Origin of the sequence: Propioniciclava soli, assembly GCF_038502305.1 — a bacterium.
Classification (GTDB): Bacteria; Actinomycetota; Actinomycetes; order Propionibacteriales; family Propionibacteriaceae; genus Propioniciclava; species Propioniciclava soli.
Genome location: NZ_CP115965.1, coordinates 3094913 through 3114051, shown reverse-complemented (window position 1 = coordinate 3114051; position 19139 = coordinate 3094913). Strand labels below are relative to the sequence as shown.

The following is a 19139-nucleotide window of genomic DNA, read 5'->3' as shown; positions in this document are numbered from 1 at the left end:
CAGCATCAGCTCCGCACGGCGGATTCGACCAGGCGCAGCCAGATCTCGCTCGCGGTGGGGTAGGCGGGCACGGCATCGCGCAGCGTCGCCAGCGGCACCCGGCCCACGATCGCGATCGTCGCGGCGTGCAGCAGCTCCCCGACCTCGGCGCCGACGAACGTGGCCCCGATGATCCGGTCGCCCTCGATCACCAACCGGGCGTGGCCGGACGCGTCGTCGCGCAGCAGGCCGAAGCCGGCCGCGGCGCTCATCTCCTCATCGACGACGCGCACCTCCCGGCCCGCGTCCGCAGCCTCCGCCGCGGTCGCACCCACCTGGGCCACCTGCGGGTCGGTGAACACGACCTGCGGCACCGGAACGGCGTCGTCGGGCTCGACCGGCCCCGGATCTTTGCCGGACGCCCGCGCCGCGATCGCCTCGCCCACGCGGCGCGCCTGGTACTTGCCCCAGTGCGTGAGCGGCGGGCCGCCGGTCACGTCCCCCACGGCGTACAGCCCGTCGGCGAGCCGGGTGCGGCCGTCCAGGTCGTCGGGATCCAGGCCCACGCCGGCCAGGCCCAGGTCGCCGGCGGCGGGGCGGCGTCCGGTGGCCACCAGCACCTCGTCGAACGACACCCGCTCGCCCTCGATCGTGACGCTCACCGGGCCACCGTGCGGACGCCCCACCGCGCGGTCGGCGTCCGGCGCGTCGCGCTCGGGCTCCGACGCGGTCACCCCGAAGCGGAGGCGGACGCCGGCCTCGGTGAGGCTGGCTGCGACGGCGTCCGACGCACACTCCTCGAAGCGCTGGAGCAGCCGGTCGCCGCGGACGAGCAGCGTGACGTCGGCGCCCAGGGCGTTCAGCCACGTCGCAGCCTCGCACGCCACGACGCCGCCGCCGATGATCGCGATGCTGCCCGGCACCTCGGTGACGCCGGTGGCGTCCCGAGACGTCCAGGGGTCGACGGCTGCCCAGTCGTCCGGGATCACCGGCTCGCTGCCGGTGGCGAGCACCACCGCGTGCCGCGCGCGCAGGTGGCGGACGCCGGCGTCGGACTCCACGTCGACGCGAAGCTGGCCCGCCAAGCGACCGCGGCCGCGGACGACCTCGATGCCGAGGGATTCGGCCCACTCGACCTGGCCGGAGTCGTCGAGATCGCTGCGCCAGGTGTCGCGTCGCGCGAGGAGGGCGTCACGCTGCACCGTGACCGACGAGATGCCGTCCAGGTGGTTGGCCGCGCCGGCCACGTCGAGCGGGCGCAGCAGCGCCTTGCTCGGCATGCAGGCCCAGAAGGAGCACTCGCCGCCCACCCGCTCGGCCTCGATGAGCGCGCACGTGAGGCCGGTCTTCTCGACGGCGTACTGGGCGGCGTTCTCACCGGCGGACCCGCCGCCGATGACGATGACGTCATAGGTGTCGGTCATGGCCGGGTTCACGAACGGAGCCACGCGAGCGCGGCTTCTTCGTCGTCGGGGCCGAAGGAGCGCCACGCGATGCCCGGTGCCGCCTGGGCCGAGAGGCCCGTCAGTGCCTGGAGCGCCCCGGGTTCGCTGACCAGCGCGGCCTTCTCGACGTCGGGCAGGAACTTGGCTCCCTTGGCGTCCAGCCAGGCCGCGGCCGGCTCGATGCGCGACCACGCGATGTGACCGATGCGCGCCAGGACGCGCACCGAGCCGTGCTCGGCGATGAGGGCGTCGAGGACGGTGTGGAGCTGCTCCTCGTCCTCGCGGGTCAGACCGCCGGCGTAGGCGACATCGATGATGTTGGTGCCCTCGACGGTGCTGATCCGGAACTGGTCGTGCTCAGCCATGCTCTTCTCCTCACGGGTGGTCACCGGGGCCGACCGTCTGGGGGCAGGGGCGCCCGGCCCGGGGTGGTCCCTGGAGCCTAGTCGGCGTCGGGGATGCGTTATCTTCTGTTCACACAGGGTGCCTACGGTCAACAAGACGCATCCGCTCCGGGCGGCTCGCCCACCGTGTCGAAAGGACTTCCATGTCGCGCAGGTTCGCAGTTTCCCTCGCCGGGCTGGCCCTGGTCGGCCTGTCCGCCTGTGCGGGTGGGGACGCCCCCGCCGCGTCCCCGGCGGCAACCGACGGGGCGGGGGACGCCGTCTCCGGCACGATCACCCTGTACACCTCGGAGCCCCAGGCGAAGGTCGAGGAACTCATCGCCGCGTTCAACGAGACCCATCCCGACGTGACGGTGGACGTCTTCCGGGCCGGAACCGGCGACCTCACGGCGCGCATCGAGTCGGAGCTGGCCACGGGCGAGGTGCAGGCCGACGTGCTGCTGGCCGCCGACGCCCCCACGTTCGAGAACTACAAGGACCAGGACCTCCTCATGGAACTGGATGTCGACACCGCTGGGCTGTTGGAGGAGGTCGTCGACCCCGAGGGTTTCTACGTCGGCACCCGGGTGATCCCGACGGTCATCGCCCACAACACCACGGCCATCACCACCGCACCCGCGTCGTGGCAGGATCTCACCGACCCGCAGTACCGCGACCAGATCGTCATGCCGAACCCGGACGTCTCCGGTGCCGCCGCGTTCAACGCCGCCGTGTGGCTGCTCAACGACGACCTGGGCGAGCCCTGGCTCACGGCTCTGGCGGCGAACCAGCCCGTCATCGCCGACTCCAACGGGCCGGTGTCGCAGGCCGTGGCGTCGGGGGCGCAGCCGGTGGGCATCGTCGTCGACTATCTCGTGCGCGACCTCGCAGACGCGGGTTCCCCCATCGCCGTCTCCTACCCGAGCGAGGGCGTCCCGTACGTCTACCAGCCGGTGGGCGTGTTCGCGAACACGGACGCCGAGGCCGCGGCCATGGCCTTCGCCGACTGGCTGGTCTCCTCGGAGGGGCAGCAGCTGGCCGTCGAGCAGAACTACCTGCCGGTCCGCACCGACGTCGACTCGCCCGAGGGCGCGCCGGCGATGGCCGACCTGGAACTGATGGAGTTCGACCTGGCCGAGGTGCAGCAGCGGCGGACGGAGGCCGTCGAGCTCTTCAACCGCCTGTTCCAGTAGGACGCGCCCATGAGTTCGGCCGTGACGGTGCGGCCCGCCCCGCGACGGGGGTGGCGGGCCGACTCCTTCACCGGGGTGCGCGTGATCGTGTGGTTGGTGACGGCAGGGGTGGTCCTGACGCCGCTGGCGGCCATGGTTGCCCTGGCGGTCCAGGGTGACCAGTTCGCCCTGCTCGGCAGCGAGGACGTCGTCGTTGCGGCCCGCAACTCGGTGGTCACGTCGCTGGCCTCCGCGATCGGCGCCGTCGCGGTCGGCACGTACCTCGCGATCGTGCTGGACCACACCGACCTACGCGGCCGCGCGGCGCTGCGCCTGTTCGCCCTCTCCCCGATGTTCATCCCCCCGTTCGTGGGCGCCATCGCCTGGCTGGGGGTCTTCGGCCCGACCATGGGGGTCAACCGCGTCTGGAGCGATGGGTTCGGGGCGCCGCTGTGGAACATCTACGGCGCCGACGGCATCATCTTCCTCCTCACCGTCCACTCCTACCCGCTGGCGTACCTGATCATCGGTGCGGCTCTGCGGCGGATCCCGTCCGATCTTGAGCAGGCGGCCAGGATCGCCGGCGCCAGCGGCGTCGGGGCGCTGCGTGACGTGACGATCCCGCTGCTGCGCCCGGCCCTCGTGGCGTCCTTCACCCTGACGTTCGTCTCGAACCTCGCCGACTTCGGCATCCCGGCCATCATCGGCCTGCCCGAGCGCTACTACACGCTCGCCACCCTCATCTACCGCTCCATCCAGTCCGGCACCGTGGCCGCGCCGCTCAGCGTGGTCTCCACCATCGGCGTCGCCCTGCTGGCCATGGCCGTCGTGGCCGCGCTGCTGGACGCCCGCGTCAACCGCCAGCACACGGAGCTGGACTCCACCGCCGTGGTGCGCCACCGGCTGGATCTGGCGGGCGCTAGGCTTCCGCTGTCGGCCCTCACGTGGCTCGCAGCCCTGGCGATCACCGTGCTGCCCATCGTGGCGCTCGCCACCCAGGCCGTTCTGCCCGCCCCTGGGGTGCCGCTGGCCTGGGAGCACCTCACGTTGGACAACTTCGGCCGCGCCCTGGGGCTGCGCTCGACGCAGGTGGGGGTGCGCAACTCGCTGATGCTGGCCGGGCTCGCCGCGGCCATCTGTGCCGTCCTGGGCCTGCTGGTGGGGCTCGTCACGACGCGCACGCGGGCACGGGGCAACGCCCTGCTCAACGGCCTGGCCATCCTGCCCCAGGCGATCCCGGGCACCGTGATCGCGGTCGGCTGGCTGATCGTCGCCCCGACGCTGGGGCTGTTCAACACCCCCTGGCTGATCCTGGTCGCCTACGTCATGGCGTTCCTCGCCCTGGTCGTCCAGGCCGTGTCCGCGCCGCTGCGCGGCATCCCCGTCACGCTCGAGGAGGCGGCCCGGGCCTCGGGCGCGACGCAGACCCGGGCCCTGTTCGACATCGCGTTGCGGCTGGCCATCCCCGCGGCCGTCACGGGCGGTGCGATGGTGTTCCTCACGGCCGTGCGCGAGCTCACGATCTCGGCCCTGCTGCGCAGCCCGGGCACCCAGACGCTGGGCGTCGCCATCTTCGACCTGCAGCAGGCGGGCAACTACAACGCCAGCTCGGCGCTCTCGCTGCTGGTCACCATCGTCGGGCTGCTGGGCATCGCCCTGCTGGCCGGGAGGGAGAGGAACTGACATGGCAGGCGTCACGCTCGCGGAAGTGGGGCTCACCTACCCGGACGGCCACACGGCCCTGACGGGGGTGGATCTCGAGGTGGCCGACGGCGAGTTCGTCGCCCTCGTCGGCCCGTCGGGGTCGGGCAAGACGACGCTGCTGCGCACCGTCGCGGGGTTCCTGGCGCCCAGCCGGGGCACCGTGGCCATCGGGGGCGAGCCCGTCGCCTCGCCGGGCGCGGGAGTCCCGCCCGAGGGGCGCCGGCTCGGCATGGTCTTCCAGCAGCACGCCATCTGGCCCCACATGAGCGTCGGCGCCAACGTCGCCTACCCGCTCCGGCGGGCCCGCCGTCCGCGCGCCGAGATCGGCGAGCGGGTGACCGAGGTGCTGGCCCTGGTGGGGCTCGACGGCTACGCCGACCGCAACCCGGCGACGCTGTCGGGCGGGCAACGGCAACGGGTCGCGCTCGCCCGCGCCCTCGCGCCGACGCCCCGGGTGCTCCTGCTCGACGAGGCGCTCTCCGCCCTCGACGAACCGCTGCGCGACCAGCTGCGGGTGGAGCTGCGCTCGCTCACGCGGCAATTGGGCCTCACGGTGATCCACGTCACCCACGACCGGGACGAGGCGCTCGCCCTGGCCGACCGCATCGCGGTGCTGGACGCCGGCGCGATCGTCCAGGTCGACACGCCCGAGCGGCTCCTGCACGAACCCGCCACTCCGTTCGTCGCGGGCTTCCTCTCCGACGCGACGCTGCTGCCCGGTGAGCTGACCGACAGCGGGTTCGTCGCCGACGAGCACCCGCTGCGCCTCGCGCGGGACGTCGTGGTGGGGCCAGGCCGGGGGAGCGGCACCCTGGCCGTGCTGCCCGGGGACGTCGTGCTGCACGAAGGCGCCCCCGGCGGGGAGGAGGGCAGGGCCGAGGTCGTCAGCTCCCTGTACGGACGCACCGCCTCCGACGTGATCGTGGACTGGCACGGCCTTCGGCTGCGCGCCGAGAGCGACGGGCGTCCGGTCGTCGGTGCCCGGGTACGCCCGGAGGTGCGCCGAGCCCTGTTCTACCCGGACGTCGCCGGCACCGCCGGGTGACCCACGCTGCGGGAGTGCCCGGGGCGGGAATACCCTGACCCGCCCCGAGGTTGAGTCTGGTGAACTCAACTTCGCAGGTGAGTCTGCTAGGCTCAACCACGAAGTTCCCACGAACACCGGAGGTAACACACCATGGCCCGTGCAGTCGGTATCGACCTCGGCACCACCAACTCTGTCGTCGCCGTTCTCGAGGGCGGCGAGCCCACCGTCATCCCGAACGCCGAGGGCGCCCGCACGACGCCGTCCGTCGTCGCGTTCAGCAAGAACGGCGAGGTCCTCGTCGGTGAGGTCGCCAAGCGGCAGGCCGTCACCAACGTCGACCGCACGATCCGTTCGGTCAAGCGCCACATGGGCACCAACTGGTCCGTCGACATCGACGGCAAGAAGTACACGCCGCAGGAGATCAGCGCGCGCGTGCTCATGAAGCTCAAGCGGGACGCCGAGGCCTACCTCGGTGAGTCTGTCACCAACGCGGTCATCACCGTGCCGGCGTACTTCGGCGACGCCGAGCGTCAGGCCACCAAGGAGGCCGGCGAGATCGCGGGCCTGAAGGTCGATCGCATCATCAACGAGCCCACCGCCGCCGCCCTGGCCTACGGCCTCGACAAGGGTGACATCGAACAGACCGTGCTCGTGTTCGACCTCGGTGGTGGCACGTTCGACGTGTCGCTGCTCGACATCGCCGACGGCGTCTTCGAGGTCAAGGCCACCAAGGGCGACAACCGCCTCGGTGGCGACGACTGGGACCAGCGGGTCGTCGACTGGATGGTCACGCAGTTCAAGAACGCCAACGGCGTCGACCTGTCCAAGGACAAGATGGCCCGCCAGCGCCTCCAGGAGGCCGCCGAGCGCGCCAAGATTGAGCTGAGCTCCGCGCAGGAGACCTCCATCAACCTGCCGTACATCACGGCCGGCGCCGAGGGCCCGCTGCACCTCGACCTCAAGCTGACGCGCGCCGAGTTCCAGCGCCTGACGCAGGATCTGCTCGACCGCTGCCGCGCGCCGTTCAACAACGTCATCAAGGACGCCAACACAAGCGTCGACAAGATCGACCACGTGCTGCTCGTCGGCGGCTCGACCCGCATGCCGGCCGTCGCCGACCTGGTGAAGGAGCTGACCGGCGGCAAGGAGCCCAACAAGGGCGTGAACCCCGACGAGGTCGTGGCCCTGGGCGCGAGCCTGCAGGCAGGCGTCCTGAAGGGTGAGGTCAAGGACGTGCTCCTGCTCGATGTCACCCCCCTGAGCCTCGGCATCGAGACCAAGGGCGGCGTCATGACCAAGATCATCGAGCGCAACACGACGATCCCGACCAAGCGGTCCGAGATCTTCACCACGGCGGAGGACAACCAGCCCTCCGTGATGATCCAGGTCTACCAGGGCGAGCGTGACTTCGCCCGCGACAACAAGTCGCTCGGCAACTTCGAGCTGACCGGCCTGATGCCCGCCCCGCGCGGCGTGCCGCAGATCGAGGTCGGCTTCGACATCGACGCCAACGGCATCGTCCACGTGAACGCGAAGGACATGGCGACCGGCAAGGCGCAGTCCATGACCGTCACCGGCGGCTCGGCCCTCGGCAAGGACGACATCGACCGCATGATGAAGGACGCTGAGGCGCACGCGGACGAGGACCGTCAGCGCCGCGAGGCCGTCGAGATGCGCAACGAGGCGGACGCCCTGGCGTTCCGCACCGAGAAGCTCCTGAAGGACAACGAGGAGACGCTGACCGACGACATCAAGGCCCCGGTGCAGGAGTCGCTCGAGAAGCTGCAGGAGGCGCTGAAGGGCACCGACAACGACGACGACGTGAAGGCCGCGATGACCGACCTGAACGAGAAGGCGTCGGCGATGGGCCAGGCCATGTACGCGGCCGCCCAGGCGTCCCAGCAGGCGTCCGGCGACGACCAGGCCTACACCACCGAGGACGGCCAGGACGCCCCGGCGTCCGGCGACGACGACGTGGTGGACGCCGAGATCGTCGACGAGGACACCGACAACAAGTGACGCGGCCACCGGCCGTGTGACACCCGCCGGTGAGTGTGTCGGGGCTCCGGCCCCGGCACACTCGCTGGCCTACGCTGGCAGCAGCCCTGCGCGACGACGGCTGCGACGATGAGGAGAGACGTGAGCGACAACCACGACGAGAACCCCGACCTGGTGCCCGACGGCGAGGCCGTCGGCGACGGAGCGGAGACCCCGTCCTACGAGGTGCCCGACGACGCGTCGGCGCTGGACGCCGAGGCGTCCGCCGATGCCCCCACCGAGGGCAGTGCTCAGGAGCGCGCCGCGGCGTCCGACGCACCGGCCGAGGGTGCCAGCGACTGGGAGCGGGTGGCGTCCGAGCGCACCGCGGACCTCCAGCGCCTGCACGCCGAGTATGTCAACTACAAGCGACGCGTCGACCGCGACCGTGACGTGGCCAAGCAGCGCGGCATTGAGGCGGTCGTCACCGATCTGCTGCCCGTGTTGGACGGCATCGCCGCGGCCAAGCAGCACGACGAGGTCGGGGGCGGGTTCAAGATGATCGTCGACGAGCTGGAGAAGGTCACCAACAAGTACGGCCTGACCACGTTCGGCGAGGTCGGCGAGCCGTTCGACCCGAACCTGCACGAGGCGCTCATGCACGTGCCCTACCCCGAGGAGACCGACGTCACCGTGGTGTCGGCGGTCATGCAGAAGGGCGCCAGGCTGAACGACCGTGTGATCCGCCCGGCCCGCGTCGGCGTGGCCGACCCGTCCTGACCCAACGAGAGGAGGCGCCATGAGTACCAAGGACTGGCTCGAGAAGGACTACTACAAGATCCTGGGCGTCTCCAAGGACGCCAAGCCCGAGGAGATCAAGAAGGCGTTCCGGAAGTTGGCGCGGGAGAACCACCCGGACGCCAACCCCGGCAACGCCTCCGCCGAGAAGCGGTTCAAGGAGATCTCCGAGGCGAACTCCGTGTTGTCGGACGCCACGAAGCGCAAGGAGTACGACGAGCAGCGCAGCCTGTTCGGTGGCGCAGGCGGCTTCCGCTTCCCCGGCGGGGGAGGAGCGGCCGGACGTCCCGGCAACTTCGGCGGCGCCGGCGGCGTCAACATGGAGGACCTGTTCCGCAACGCCTCGGGCGGGGACGCCAACATCTCCGACCTGTTCGGCAACCTGTTCGGCGGCACCACGACCCGGCGCACCGGCGGCGTCCGCAACCCGCGCCGCGGCACCGACATCGAGGGTGAGGTCACGATCGACTTCAACCAGGCGGTCGAGGGCACCACGGTGCAGATGCAGACCGTCTCGGACGCCCCCTGCGCGGCCTGCCGGGGCACCGGCGCCCGCTCGGGCACGATGCCGAAGGTGTGCCCGACCTGCCAGGGCTCCGGCATGAAGTCGGCCCAGTCGGCCGGCGGGTTCAGCATCGCGGAGCCCTGCCCCGACTGCCGCGGCCGTGGCCTGGTGGTCGAGGATCCCTGCCCCGAATGCGGTGGCTCCGGCCGTGGGCGCTCGACGAACACCATGCAGGTCCGCGTCCCCGCCGGCGTCAACGACGGGCAGCGGATCCGCATCAAGGGCAAGGGCGGCGCCGGCGAGAACGGCGGCGCGGCGGGCGATCTCTACGTGCTCGTCAACGTCCGGGCCCACCCGGTGTTCGGCCGCAAGGGCGACAACCTGACCCTCGATGCGCCGGTCACGTTCGCCGAGGCCGCGCTTGGCGCGCAGATCGAGGTGCCCACCCTCGGAGGCCCGCGGGTGCGCCTGCGCATCCCCGCGGGGACGCCGAATGGCCGCACGTTCCGCGTCCGGGGCAAGGGCATCCGCAAGAGCAACGGGCAGCACGGCGACCTGCTGGTGTCCGTCGCCGTCCAGGTGCCCACGCAGCTGAGTTCCGAGGCCAGCGACGCGCTCAAGGCGTACGCGGACGCCGCGGGTGCCGGCGACCCGCGGGCGTCCCTGTTCGCCGGCTGAGGGTTCGGGGGCGACGATGACCGAGCACCTGCCCGCGACGATGGACGTGGACGCTCCGGTGTTCACCGTGACCGTCGCCGCCCGGCTCGCCGACATGCACCCGCAGACGCTGCGCGGCTACGACCGGCTCGGGCTGGTCGTGCCCCAGCGCTCGCGTGGGCGGGGCCGCCGCTACTCGCTGCGGGACATCGCCAAGCTGCGCCACATCCAGCACCTCTCGCAGGACGAGGGGATCAACCTGGAGGGCATCCGGCGAATCCTCGACCTGGAGGCCCAGTTGGACGACGCCCAGCAGCAGGTCACGCACCTGCTGGGGCTCGTGGCCGAGCGTGCCACGACGCCGGGTGCCCGGTTGTTCACCGCCGCCTCCACCGGCCAGGTGCACCTGGGGCGGACGTATCGCTCCCGGACGCCGCGCGCGCTGACCTCGGGCCGCTGACCCTGTGACACTGGGTCAGCCCGACAGCAGGTGGTGGAGGACGCGTTCGGGCCCCGCGACAAACCGCTTCAGGTCGACGACGAGGGCAAGGTCCTCCCACGCCGTGGGGGTCAGGCCGGCGTCCGACACCTCCCAGATCGTCGCACCCGGCAGCGCCGCCAGCACGGGGGAGTGGGTGGCCATGAGGATCTGCGTGCCGGGGGCGTCCAGCACCTCCAGCAGCAGGGCGAGCACCTTCAGGCTGGAGCTGAACGACAGGGCCGACTCGGGTTCGTCGAGCACGTAGAGCCCCGGGTGGGCGATGCCGCGGTGGTCGAAGAAGCGGTCCCCGATCAGATCCAGGAACGACTCGCCGTGGCTGCGTTCATGGAAGGACCCCATGCCGGACTCCTCCAGGTAGGTGAAGAACCCATGCATCGTCTCGGCGCGGAGGAAGTAGCCGCCCCGCCCCCCGCCGACACCGCGGACGAGCTGCAGATCGGCCGCGAGGGAGGATTCCGTGCGCCGGGTGTGGTGCATCGCGCCCGTCGAGCCGCCCTCCGGGCTGAGGCCGAACTGCTCGGCGATCGCCTCCACGAGGGTGGACTTGCCGGTGCCGTTCTCCCCGACCACGATCGTCGCCCGCCCAAGGTCGATGCCGTCGGTGAGCAGCGTCCGGACCGCCGCGATGTCGTAGGGCCAGCCCCGCCGCTCCCCCTCGATGCCGCTGCGGGCCTCGACGCGCCGCACCGGAAGGCCGATGCCGGGAATGCCGGGACTGGTCCGCTTCGCCATGACGCCAGCGTAGGAGCGGCGTCCGACGTTTTCCGGCCCGACCTGCGCGTCGCTGGGCACGGGGGAATACGTGGAGGACGCCAGCGGGCACGGCCGTCGGCGTCGTCTGGCGGGTCGGGGGTCGTCTCGCATGTCGGGGGTGTGGCCGGCTCGTGCGGGGCCCCTTGGGTGGGTGTGATTGAATCGTTTGGTGACAGCTTCCGAGTGTGACGGAGACCAATGATGAGCGGCCCCACTGCCGCGTCCTCCCGCGTGTGGCGACGCCTTGGCGTTCTGGCGCGCGACGCCCTGCTGCGCGGCCTGCCCCCGGCGGAGCTGCGTTCGATCCTGGCCGATGTGGCGCGCGTCCGCGCCGGCGCGCTGACCGACGTCGACCTGATGAAGCGGTGGCGTGAGGATCGCTACCTCACCCCCGCGCCCGTCGATCCGCGCGCGCTGCTGGCGCTGCAGGGCGCCCTGTGGCGCGCCCTGCCCGAGGAATTCAGTGGGCTGGAGCTCTCGCCGCTGACCACCTTGGGCTCGGTGTCGCACCTGAGCGGCGTCAGCCAGAACCGGGTCATCACCACCGTGCGGGGCAACGAGAGTGTGCTCGACCCGGTGCACCCGCTGGCCCTCGAGGCGTCCCGTCTTCGTCGCAGCGGTCACAGCCGCGTCCACCTGGCCGCCGCCATCCGCGCCGCCCATGCGTGGGACAACGGCCCCCAGGCGCAGCACGAGACCCGCTTCGGCCTCGTCTCGAGCGCACCTGACAGCGGAGCCTTCCTCACCGAGGCCGACCTGCTCGACCTGCACCTCGACTACTGGCGCGAGATCGTCGGCACGCTGGTGCCCGGCGGGCGCATCGAGCTGCACACGCCCGAGGCGGCCATCGCCGAGCGCGTCGCGGACCGCGGCAGCGCGGACGGCCTGATTGTGGTGACCGTGGACGCCCCGGGCGCCTACCGGAACCCCTACACCGCCGCCGCGTTCCGCATCCTCGGGCCGGACGGCCTCGAGCTCGGCGACGGTGGCCTCGTCCCGTGGACGCAGGCGCTCACGCGCAACCGCAAGGACCGCTGCCTGGTCTCCGGCATCAGCGTGGACGCCCTCCTGGCCGTCGCGCCCGAGGGCTCCGGCGCCGACTGACCGCGGCGCCGGACGGCGGCCGGGTTCAGCCCGTGATGTCGTAGCGCTGGAGTCGCTTGCGGTCGCGCTTGGTGTTGGACGCCTGCAGCGCCAGCAACTCGGCGTAGATGCCGCCGCTGTCGGCCAGCTCCTCGGGCGAGCCGACCTCGTCGATGCGACCGTCGCGGAGCGTGATGATGCGGTCGACCGTCGAGATCGTCGAGAGCCGATGCGCGATGATGAGGCTCGTGCGCTCGGCCATGAGCTCCTCCAGGCCGGCCTGGACGAGCCGCTCGGCGCGGGAATCCAGCGAGCTCGTCGCCTCGTCCAGCACCAGCAGGGGGGCGTCCTTGAGCATGGCGCGGGCCACGGCGATCCGTTGCTTCTGGCCACCGGAGAGCTTGATGCCGCGTTCGCCGATCTCGGCGTCGTAGCCGTTCGCCAGTCGAGCGATGAAGTCGTGCGCGTGGGCGCGACGGGCCGCCTCGACGATCGCGTCGCGGCTCGCACCGGGGCGTCCGTAGGTGATGTTCTCCGCGATCGTGCCGGAGAACAGCGAGGCGTCCTGGAACACCACGCCGGTCCGGGCGCGCACCTCGGCCAAGGGCATCGTGCTGGCGTCCACCCCGCCCAGACGCACCGTGCCGGCGTCCGGCGCGTACAGCCCGAGCAGCAGGTTCACCAGCGTGGTCTTGCCGCCGCCGGACTCGCTCACCAGCGCGATGCGCTCCCCGGGTGCCGCCGCGAAGGTGATGTCGCGCAGCACCTCCGTGTCGTCGTAGCCGAACCGCACGTGCTCGAAGGCGAACGCTGCGGCGTCCGGATCGGCCATCACCTGCGGGGCCGGCGGCGCCAGCACAGCCGCGGGGGAGCCCGGCGCGGCGTCCAGGTCGGGGGAGCGCACGTCGCCGATGGCGGCGCGCGGCTCGGGCAGCTCGTCCATCACCTCGAAGTAGCTGCGGGTGCCGGCGATGGCGTGCTGAGAGGCGTCCACGAGATAGCTCATCATCATCACCGGCGTGCGCGCCATGCCCATGAGCTGCAGCAGCATCACCATGTCGCCCAGGGTGAACTCCCCGCCGGCCGTGCGGACGAAGATGATCACGTAGATACCGAAGAAGATGACGTTGATCGAACCGCGGCGGGCGACGTCCATCAGGTGCCACCAGCGGGACTGCTCGTGCGTCGTCGCGACGGTGCTGCGGTAGTGGTCGTCGAACCGGTCGAGTTCGTCGCGCTCGCGGACGAAGCTCTTCACGACGCGGATCTGGCCGACGGCCTCGGCGAACCGGCCGCCTGCCAGGTCGAGCTGCAGGTTCTTGCGGCCCTCGAGGGTCTGCCAGCGCTTCGAGGTCAGCATCGTGAGCCACGTGAAGAGGGGATAGACGATGAACAGCAGCAGCGCCAGCGGCCAATAGTAGAAGCCGGCGATGACGAGGACGGCCACCACGGTGATGAGCGTGGGGAAGAAGTTGTTCGAGAACGACGCGAGAAACTGGGTGAGCTCGATGATGGACCGGTTGAGCCGGTTGATGATCGTGCCCGTGAGTTGGGTGTCGAAGTAGCGCTGCGGCAGCCCGAGCAGCTTGTTGTAGTAGCGCGAGCTCAAGATGGCGCGCAGCCGCATCGACATCGTGTCGCCGAGATACCCGCCGATGTTGCTGAGCAACGTGTTGGCCAGCTCGACGGCCAACAATCCGGCGGCGATCCAGACCAGCGCGGACACGCCGCGTCCGCCCCCACCCACCTGGGCGACCACCTCGTCGGTGGCCAGCTTGGTGAGGTAGGGCGTCAACAGAGCGGTCGCGGCGATGAGGACGGACGTGATGACGATGCCGACGTAGCGCGGCGTCAGCTGGTGGGCCTCGCGGAGCGCGCGCAGGATGCTATCCATGGTGTTCCCGTCAGGCGTGGGTGCGGAGCAGGTGGGTGAGATGCCGCTCGACGGCGGGCCAGGCGTCGTCGGTGATCGCATACTGTGCCGTGTCGGTCACCGTGCCGTCGCGGGTGACGCGGTCGTTGCGGATGCGGCCCTCGAAGACGGCGCCGAGGCGCTCGATGGCCCGGCGCGACTCATGGTTGAACCACGTGGCCCGGAACGCGACGCGGCGGCAGCCCCACGCCTCGAACGCGTGCCGCAGCAGGAGCAGCTTGCTCTCCGTGTTGGTACCGGTGCGGCGGGCCGATGCCGCGTTCCAGGTGGATCCGATCTCCACGGCGGGGACCGCGGGGAGCGGGTTGAGGTACGTGGTCACACCGATGATCCGGTCATCGGCCAGCCGGCGCGTGGCGAAGGGCAGCAGCGCGCCGCGTCCGGCCTGCTCGAGCTTGGCGGCGATGTCGGACGCGACGCCGTCCGGCGTGGGGGCGTTGGTGTACCAGAGCTCCCCGACGTTGCCGTCGCGCACGGCGTCCGCATGGTCGGGGGTGAGCGGTTCCAGCCGAACGAGCCGGCCGCTCAGGGTCACGGGGTCGAGGAACGCCACGAACGACGATCCTAGCCCGCGGCCCCGACACTTCTTCGGCCGGCGTCGTGCGCCGTGGGAGAATGGGTGCCCCCGCGAGAGAGGACGCCATGCTTCAGCGCTCACCGGTGACGGCCGGACGCCGCACGCTCACCTTCCGCCTGCCGGGCGACCACGGCCGGATCTCGGTGTGCGGCACGTTCAACGACTGGACGCCCGGGGTGCTGGTGATGGAGCACGCCGCCGACGGCTGGCTGGAGGCGTCCGTCACGGTGGCGGCGGCCGAGCCCGTGGTGTTCCGCTACCGCAGCGACCGGGACTGGTGGTTCGACGAGTTGGACGCCGACGCGATCACCGGTGAGGGCAGCGTCGTCGAGCCCGAGGCGGACGCCGCCGCCCTGGCCGATGAGGAGATGCCCGGGGCCGCCGAGGAGGCGGTGCCGGACGAGGAGCATGGGGTACCCGAGGGTCCGGCGGGAGTTGTTGCCGAGGGTGAGCGGCCGGAGACCCCCGCGGACGTGGCCGTCCGCAAGGAGGCCAAGCTGCGCAAGAAGCGGGCGAAGATGGCCCAGCAGGCCGAGGAACGACGCCGCGAGATCGAGAAGAAGCGCATCGCCGCCGAGAAGCGCGCCAAGAAGAAGGCGGAGGAGGCCGAGGCGCACGCCATCAAGGTGGCCCGCGAGGCCGAGAAGGCCAAGGAGGCCGCCCGCAAGGCGGTCGCCAAGGCGGCGAAGAAGGCCCAGGAGGCCCGCATGGCGCACCGGCTGCAGGCTGAGCGCCGCGCCCGCGCCTCGCAGGAGGCTGCGGCCGCAGCGGCCGAGGTGCAGGCGCTGCGGACGCCGGCGTCCGCCGCCTCGGACGCCGACGAGCCGGCCCATCCGGGGTAGAGCGGTGCCTCCTGAGCACGCCGACGCCATCGCCCGGGTGCTGCTGGCCGTCAGCGTGATCCCGGCGGGACGGGTGGCGACCTACGGCGACATCGGGCGTGTGGCCGGGGTCGGGCCGCGTCAGGTGGGGGCGGTGCTGCGCGACCACGACGAGCGCGAGCAGGGCGCGTCGGTGCCGTGGTGGCGGGTGTTGTCGGCGTCGGGCACGTCACCGGTGCTGGACGCGGCGCGTCCGTTCTGGGACGCCGAGGGCATCACGGTGGACGCGTCGGGGCGTGGCTGCCGGCTGCGCGCGTACCGCGCCGACCCCCATCAGCTGGCGGCCGACTACGCCGCCGCCCTGACCGCCGGGGCGGCTGGGCCCGACGGTCGCGGCGTCACGCTCAGCTGACGCCGACGGCGTCCGGCAGGGGGGCGGACGCGCGGGGCCGGCGAATGGTGAGTACGACGACCGCGGCCAGGCCGCACAGCACGGCCGCGATGAACCAGGCGGCGTCGTAGGTGCCGGCGTCCTGGCGCAGCACCCCGGCCAGCGTGGCGCCCGCGCCGGCGCCGATCATGTGGCTCGCGAACACCCAACCGAAGACGATGCCGGAGGCCTGCAGCCCGAAGTGCTGGCGGCACAGGGCGACGGTGGGCGGCACGGTCGCCACCCAGTCGAGGCCGTAGAAGATGATGAAGAACCACATGCCGGCGGTGAGGTCGGGGCCGATGAACTGCGGCAGGGCCAGCAGCGCGATGCCGCGTCCGCCGTAGTAGAGGGCCAGCAGGATGCGGGAGTCGACGCGGTCGGTGAGCCAGCCCGAGCCGATCGTGCCGATGATGTCGAAGGCGCCGATCATCGCGAGCAGCATGGCGGCGAGCATGGACGACATGCCGTGATCGGCCGCGGCAGAGATGAAGTGGGTCTGGATGAGGCCGTTGGTCGACCACCCGCACACGAAGAACGACCCAGCCAGCGCCCAGAACGACCAGTGACGCGCGCCGAGGGCCAGCGCGGCGAAGGCGGAGCCGACGGCCCCGCGGCCCGCCGCCGAGGACGCCTGCTGGGTCGAGCGCGGGTGCTGGGTCGGGTGCTGGGCAGCGGCCGAGGGCAGGGGCGTGTCGAGCGCGACGGTCGGCTCGCCGTAGGGGCGCAACCCCAGGTCGGCCGGCCGGTCGGCCATGAGCCCCAGCACCAGCGGCACGAGGGCCAGCGACACGAGCGCGACGGATCCGGCCGCCCACCGCCACCCGGGGCCGTCCGCGAGCGCGGCGATGACGGGCAGAAAGCTGAGCTGGCCGGTCGCGTTCGCGGCGGAGAACACCCCCGTCACCAGGCCGCGGTGCGCGCTGAACCACCGGTTGGCGACGATCGCGCCGAGCACGAGCGCCATCGCACCGGTGCCGACGCCGATGAAGGCGCCCCACAGCACCCACAGGTGCCAGGGCTGGGACATGACAGTGGTGAGCGCAGAGGAGACCCCCACGATCGTCAGCGCTGCGGCGACCGTGGCCCGGACGCCCCAGCGCTCCATGATCGCGGCCGCGAACGGGGCGGTGAGGCCGTAGAGCACCAGGTTGAGGGAGACAGCCCCGGACGTGGTCGTGCGGTCCCAGCCGAACTCGGTCTCGATGGGGATGAACAGCACTCCGGTGGACGACCGGAACGCCGCCGCCGACACCAGCGCGAGCAGCGTCACCACCGCCACCCACCACGCCCGGTGCACGCTCCGCCTCGTCCTCACGGCACGAGGCTAGGGCGAGCACCCCGGCGGACGGCCGGGTGTCCACCCCCCGGCTGGTGCCCCACGGTCGGGTCCGTGACCGGTGGCGCGGGGGGCTCAGGCCGTCGTCACTCGTCCAGCCAGGCGGCGTACGCGTCGAAGCTGTAGGGGCGGCCCAGGAATTCGGCGACCAGGTCGGCGGCGTCCTTCGTGCCTCCGGGGGCGAGGACGCGGTCGCGGTAGCGGGTCGCGACCTCGGCGTCGAAGAGGTGGTCGGGGTCGAAGGCGCTGAACATGTCCTTGGCGATCACGAGGCTCCACATGTAGGTGTAGTAGCCCGAGCCGTAGCCGTCGAGGTGGCCGAAGCTGGCCGGCATGCAGGTGCCCTCCACGTAGGGGAACATCGAGTAGCGCTCCTGCAGCTCCCGGGTGCGGCCCACGAGGTCGGCCGGGTTCTCGCGGTGGAGGTGGTACGACAGGGCCGCGTAGAACATCTGGGTGCGCGCGAAGTAGCCCTTGCCGAAGTCATCGGCGCGGCGCATGCGGGCCACCAGGTCGGCCGGGATGGCCGCGCCGTCGGTGTTCGTGGCGAAGGTGGCGAGCACCTCGGCGTCCCACGCCCACTCCTCGAGCATCTGGCTGGGCGCCTCCACGAAGTCCCACTCGGTGGCGACGCCGGAGAACTCGACCCAGGGCTGGTGTCCGCCCACGAGGTGGTGCACGAGGTGCCCGAACTCGTGGAACAGGGTGACGACGTCGGAGTGCTCCATGAGGCCGATCGGGAAGTTGCAGACCAGCGTGCCCTCGGGCAGGTACCGCCCCTCGACGCCGTTGACCAGGTTGAACTGGGCGGCGTGCTTGAACTTGCCCTCGCGCGGGTGCAGGTCGAGGTAGATGCGACCCAGCGGCGCGCCGTCGGCGGTGCGGGTGACGTCGTGGGCCGTCACGGCCTCGTGCCACACCGGCAGGTCGGGCCGCGGGGTGTAGGTGAGGCCGAACAGGCGTCCGGTCACGTCGAGCAGCCCGGCGCGCACGCGCGCGAAGTCGAAATAGGTGCGGACGAGTTGGGCGTCGACGTCGTGCTGCTCGCGGCGCACCGCCTCGGCGTAGTAGGCGGCGTCGGAGGACTCGACGCGCTCGGCGTCCGGCCGATCCTGGCGCAGGCGCTCCAGCAGAATGCCGAGGTCGCGCTCGGCGGGGGCGAGGGCGGCGTCGGCGATCTTGTCGATGAACTCCTCGATGGCCGCGCCGGTGCCGATCATCTTGACTTCGGCGTCGAAGTCGGGCCACGAGTCGTAGCCGAGCAGGCCGGCGAGCTCGGCGCGCAGCCCGAACAGCTCGTGCAGCACCGGCACGTTGGCCGGGAAGCCGATGGTGAGCGACGCGATCGAGAGCGCCCGGCGGGCGTCGGCGTCGTGGGCGAACGTGCGGAACGGCACGGCGTCCGGGTAGTCGGTGGTCACCGTGACGAGGCCGTCGGCGTCCGCGGGGTGCGCGTCGATCCAGTCCTGCGGCAGGCCGGCGAGCTGCTCGGGCGTGACCCGGATCGACTTCGTGCCCTCGCGGATCGTCTTGGCGAACGTCTGGCCGAGCACCGTCAGGCGCTCGCGGATCTCCTTGATGCGCGCCCGGGTCTCCGGGTCGGCGGCCACCCCGGAGCGGCGGAACGAGCGCAGCGTGCGCTCCAGCAGCCGGCGGCCCTGCTCGTCCAGGCCCGCCTCGTCCTGCTCCGCACCGCCCAGAACAGCGTCGTCGAAGCGGGCGAAGACGGCGTAGAGGTCGGGGTCGAGGCCGAACTCCGTGGAGAGCTGCCGGGCTTCGCGCGAGGCCTCGTCGGCGGCGTCCCGCACGCCCGCGTCGGGGTGCACCTCGCTGAACAGGGAGCTGCGGGCCATCGTGGAGCCGAGCGCGATGTCGACGTCGTTCCAGGCCTGCAGCGTGGCCAGCGCCGTGGCGGGCGGCTGTTCCTTGAGGGCGGCGACACCGGCGCGTGCGGCGGCGAGGGCCTCGTCGGAGGAGTCCTTCAGCCAAGCGAGGTAGGCCTCGGCGTCGGGCGCGGGCAGGTCGAGCGGAGTCGGTGCAGTCACCGCTCCACC

At 71.8% G+C, this 19139-nt stretch carries 17 protein-coding genes; 10 read left to right on the top strand and 7 right to left on the bottom strand.

The genetic code is table 11. The features are described 5' to 3' along the window. Positions 1 to 5 precede the first annotated feature (5 nt). Positions 6 to 1427, bottom strand: coding sequence for a dihydrolipoyl dehydrogenase family protein (locus tag PCC79_RS14070; RefSeq protein ID WP_232550129.1), 1422 nt, complete (start codon positions 1425 to 1427; stop codon positions 6 to 8). Beyond that, positions 1412 to 1789 carry an STAS/SEC14 domain-containing protein gene (locus PCC79_RS14065; RefSeq protein WP_232550128.1) on the bottom strand — a complete coding sequence of 126 codons (378 nt, stop codon included), beginning with the start codon at positions 1787 to 1789 and terminating at the stop codon, positions 1412 to 1414. The genes PCC79_RS14070 and PCC79_RS14065 overlap by 16 nt, the downstream gene beginning before the upstream one ends. 182 nt (positions 1790 to 1971) lie before the next feature. On the opposite strand from PCC79_RS14065, the gene PCC79_RS14060 reads away from it, so the two are divergent. The 7 genes from PCC79_RS14060 (at position 1972) to PCC79_RS14030 (ending at position 10107) form a co-directional block, all read left to right on the top strand. After that, entirely contained in the window at positions 1972 to 3000 is a 1029-nt protein-coding gene (locus PCC79_RS14060; RefSeq protein ID WP_232550127.1) for an extracellular solute-binding protein, read from the top strand. Between the two features lie 9 nt (positions 3001 to 3009). Then, entirely contained in the window at positions 3010 to 4662 is a 1653-nt protein-coding gene (locus PCC79_RS14055; protein WP_232550126.1) for an ABC transporter permease, read from the top strand. Between the two features lies 1 nt (position 4663). After that, positions 4664 to 5728: an ABC transporter ATP-binding protein gene (locus PCC79_RS14050; RefSeq protein WP_232550125.1), complete on the top strand. Its 1065-nt coding sequence runs from the start codon at positions 4664 to 4666 to the stop codon at positions 5726 to 5728. A 132-nt stretch (positions 5729 to 5860) separates the two neighbouring features. Next, positions 5861 to 7729 carry a molecular chaperone DnaK gene (dnaK, locus tag PCC79_RS14045; RefSeq protein ID WP_232550124.1) on the top strand — a complete coding sequence of 623 codons (1869 nt, stop codon included), beginning with the start codon at positions 5861 to 5863 and terminating at the stop codon, positions 7727 to 7729. A 225-nt stretch (positions 7730 to 7954) separates the two neighbouring features. Continuing rightward, positions 7955 to 8467 carry a nucleotide exchange factor GrpE gene (grpE, locus tag PCC79_RS14040; protein ID WP_416046589.1) on the top strand — a complete coding sequence of 171 codons (513 nt, stop codon included), beginning with the start codon at positions 7955 to 7957 and terminating at the stop codon, positions 8465 to 8467. Between the two features lie 19 nt (positions 8468 to 8486). Continuing rightward, positions 8487 to 9668, top strand: a complete 1182-nt coding sequence (gene dnaJ, locus PCC79_RS14035; RefSeq protein WP_232550123.1) for a molecular chaperone DnaJ — start codon at positions 8487 to 8489, stop codon at positions 9666 to 9668. A gap of 16 nt (positions 9669 to 9684) precedes the next feature. Continuing rightward, on the top strand, positions 9685 to 10107 hold the full coding sequence (locus tag PCC79_RS14030; RefSeq protein WP_232550122.1) for a heat shock protein transcriptional repressor HspR: 423 nt from the start codon (positions 9685 to 9687) through the stop codon (positions 10105 to 10107). A gap of 15 nt (positions 10108 to 10122) precedes the next feature. On the opposite strand, the gene PCC79_RS14025 is transcribed toward PCC79_RS14030, so the two are convergent. Beyond that, positions 10123 to 10881 (bottom strand): AAA family ATPase, encoded by a 759-nt coding sequence (locus PCC79_RS14025; protein WP_232550121.1) that lies wholly within the window; start codon positions 10879 to 10881, stop codon positions 10123 to 10125. A 222-nt stretch (positions 10882 to 11103) separates the two neighbouring features. Between PCC79_RS14025 and PCC79_RS14020 the strand changes: the two genes are divergently transcribed. Beyond that, positions 11104 to 12006: a hypothetical protein gene (locus tag PCC79_RS14020; RefSeq protein ID WP_232550120.1), complete on the top strand. Its 903-nt coding sequence runs from the start codon at positions 11104 to 11106 to the stop codon at positions 12004 to 12006. A 25-nt stretch (positions 12007 to 12031) separates the two neighbouring features. Here PCC79_RS14020 and PCC79_RS14015 read toward each other — a convergent pair whose 3' ends face one another. Continuing rightward, positions 12032 to 13879: an ABC transporter ATP-binding protein gene (locus PCC79_RS14015; RefSeq protein WP_232550119.1), complete on the bottom strand. Its 1848-nt coding sequence runs from the start codon at positions 13877 to 13879 to the stop codon at positions 12032 to 12034. A gap of 10 nt (positions 13880 to 13889) precedes the next feature. Then, entirely contained in the window at positions 13890 to 14471 is a 582-nt protein-coding gene (locus PCC79_RS14010; RefSeq protein WP_342372193.1) for a GNAT family protein, read from the bottom strand. A gap of 89 nt (positions 14472 to 14560) precedes the next feature. Here PCC79_RS14010 and PCC79_RS14005 point away from each other — a divergent pair, with 89 nt between their 5' ends. Continuing rightward, complete coding sequence (locus PCC79_RS14005; RefSeq protein WP_232550117.1) at positions 14561 to 15337, top strand: hypothetical protein; 777 nt, start codon at positions 14561 to 14563, stop codon at positions 15335 to 15337. 4 nt (positions 15338 to 15341) lie between these two features. After that, complete coding sequence (locus tag PCC79_RS14000) at positions 15342 to 15728, top strand: MGMT family protein (protein ID WP_232550116.1); 387 nt, start codon at positions 15342 to 15344, stop codon at positions 15726 to 15728. Here the strand turns inward: PCC79_RS14000 and PCC79_RS13995 are convergent. Further along, positions 15721 to 17064: an MFS transporter gene (locus PCC79_RS13995; protein ID WP_232550115.1), complete on the bottom strand. Its 1344-nt coding sequence runs from the start codon at positions 17062 to 17064 to the stop codon at positions 15721 to 15723. The genes PCC79_RS14000 and PCC79_RS13995 overlap by 8 nt on opposite strands. A 107-nt stretch (positions 17065 to 17171) precedes the next feature. Further along, complete coding sequence (locus tag PCC79_RS13990) at positions 17172 to 19130, bottom strand: M3 family metallopeptidase (RefSeq protein WP_232550114.1); 1959 nt, start codon at positions 19128 to 19130, stop codon at positions 17172 to 17174. Positions 19131 to 19139 lie beyond the last annotated feature (9 nt).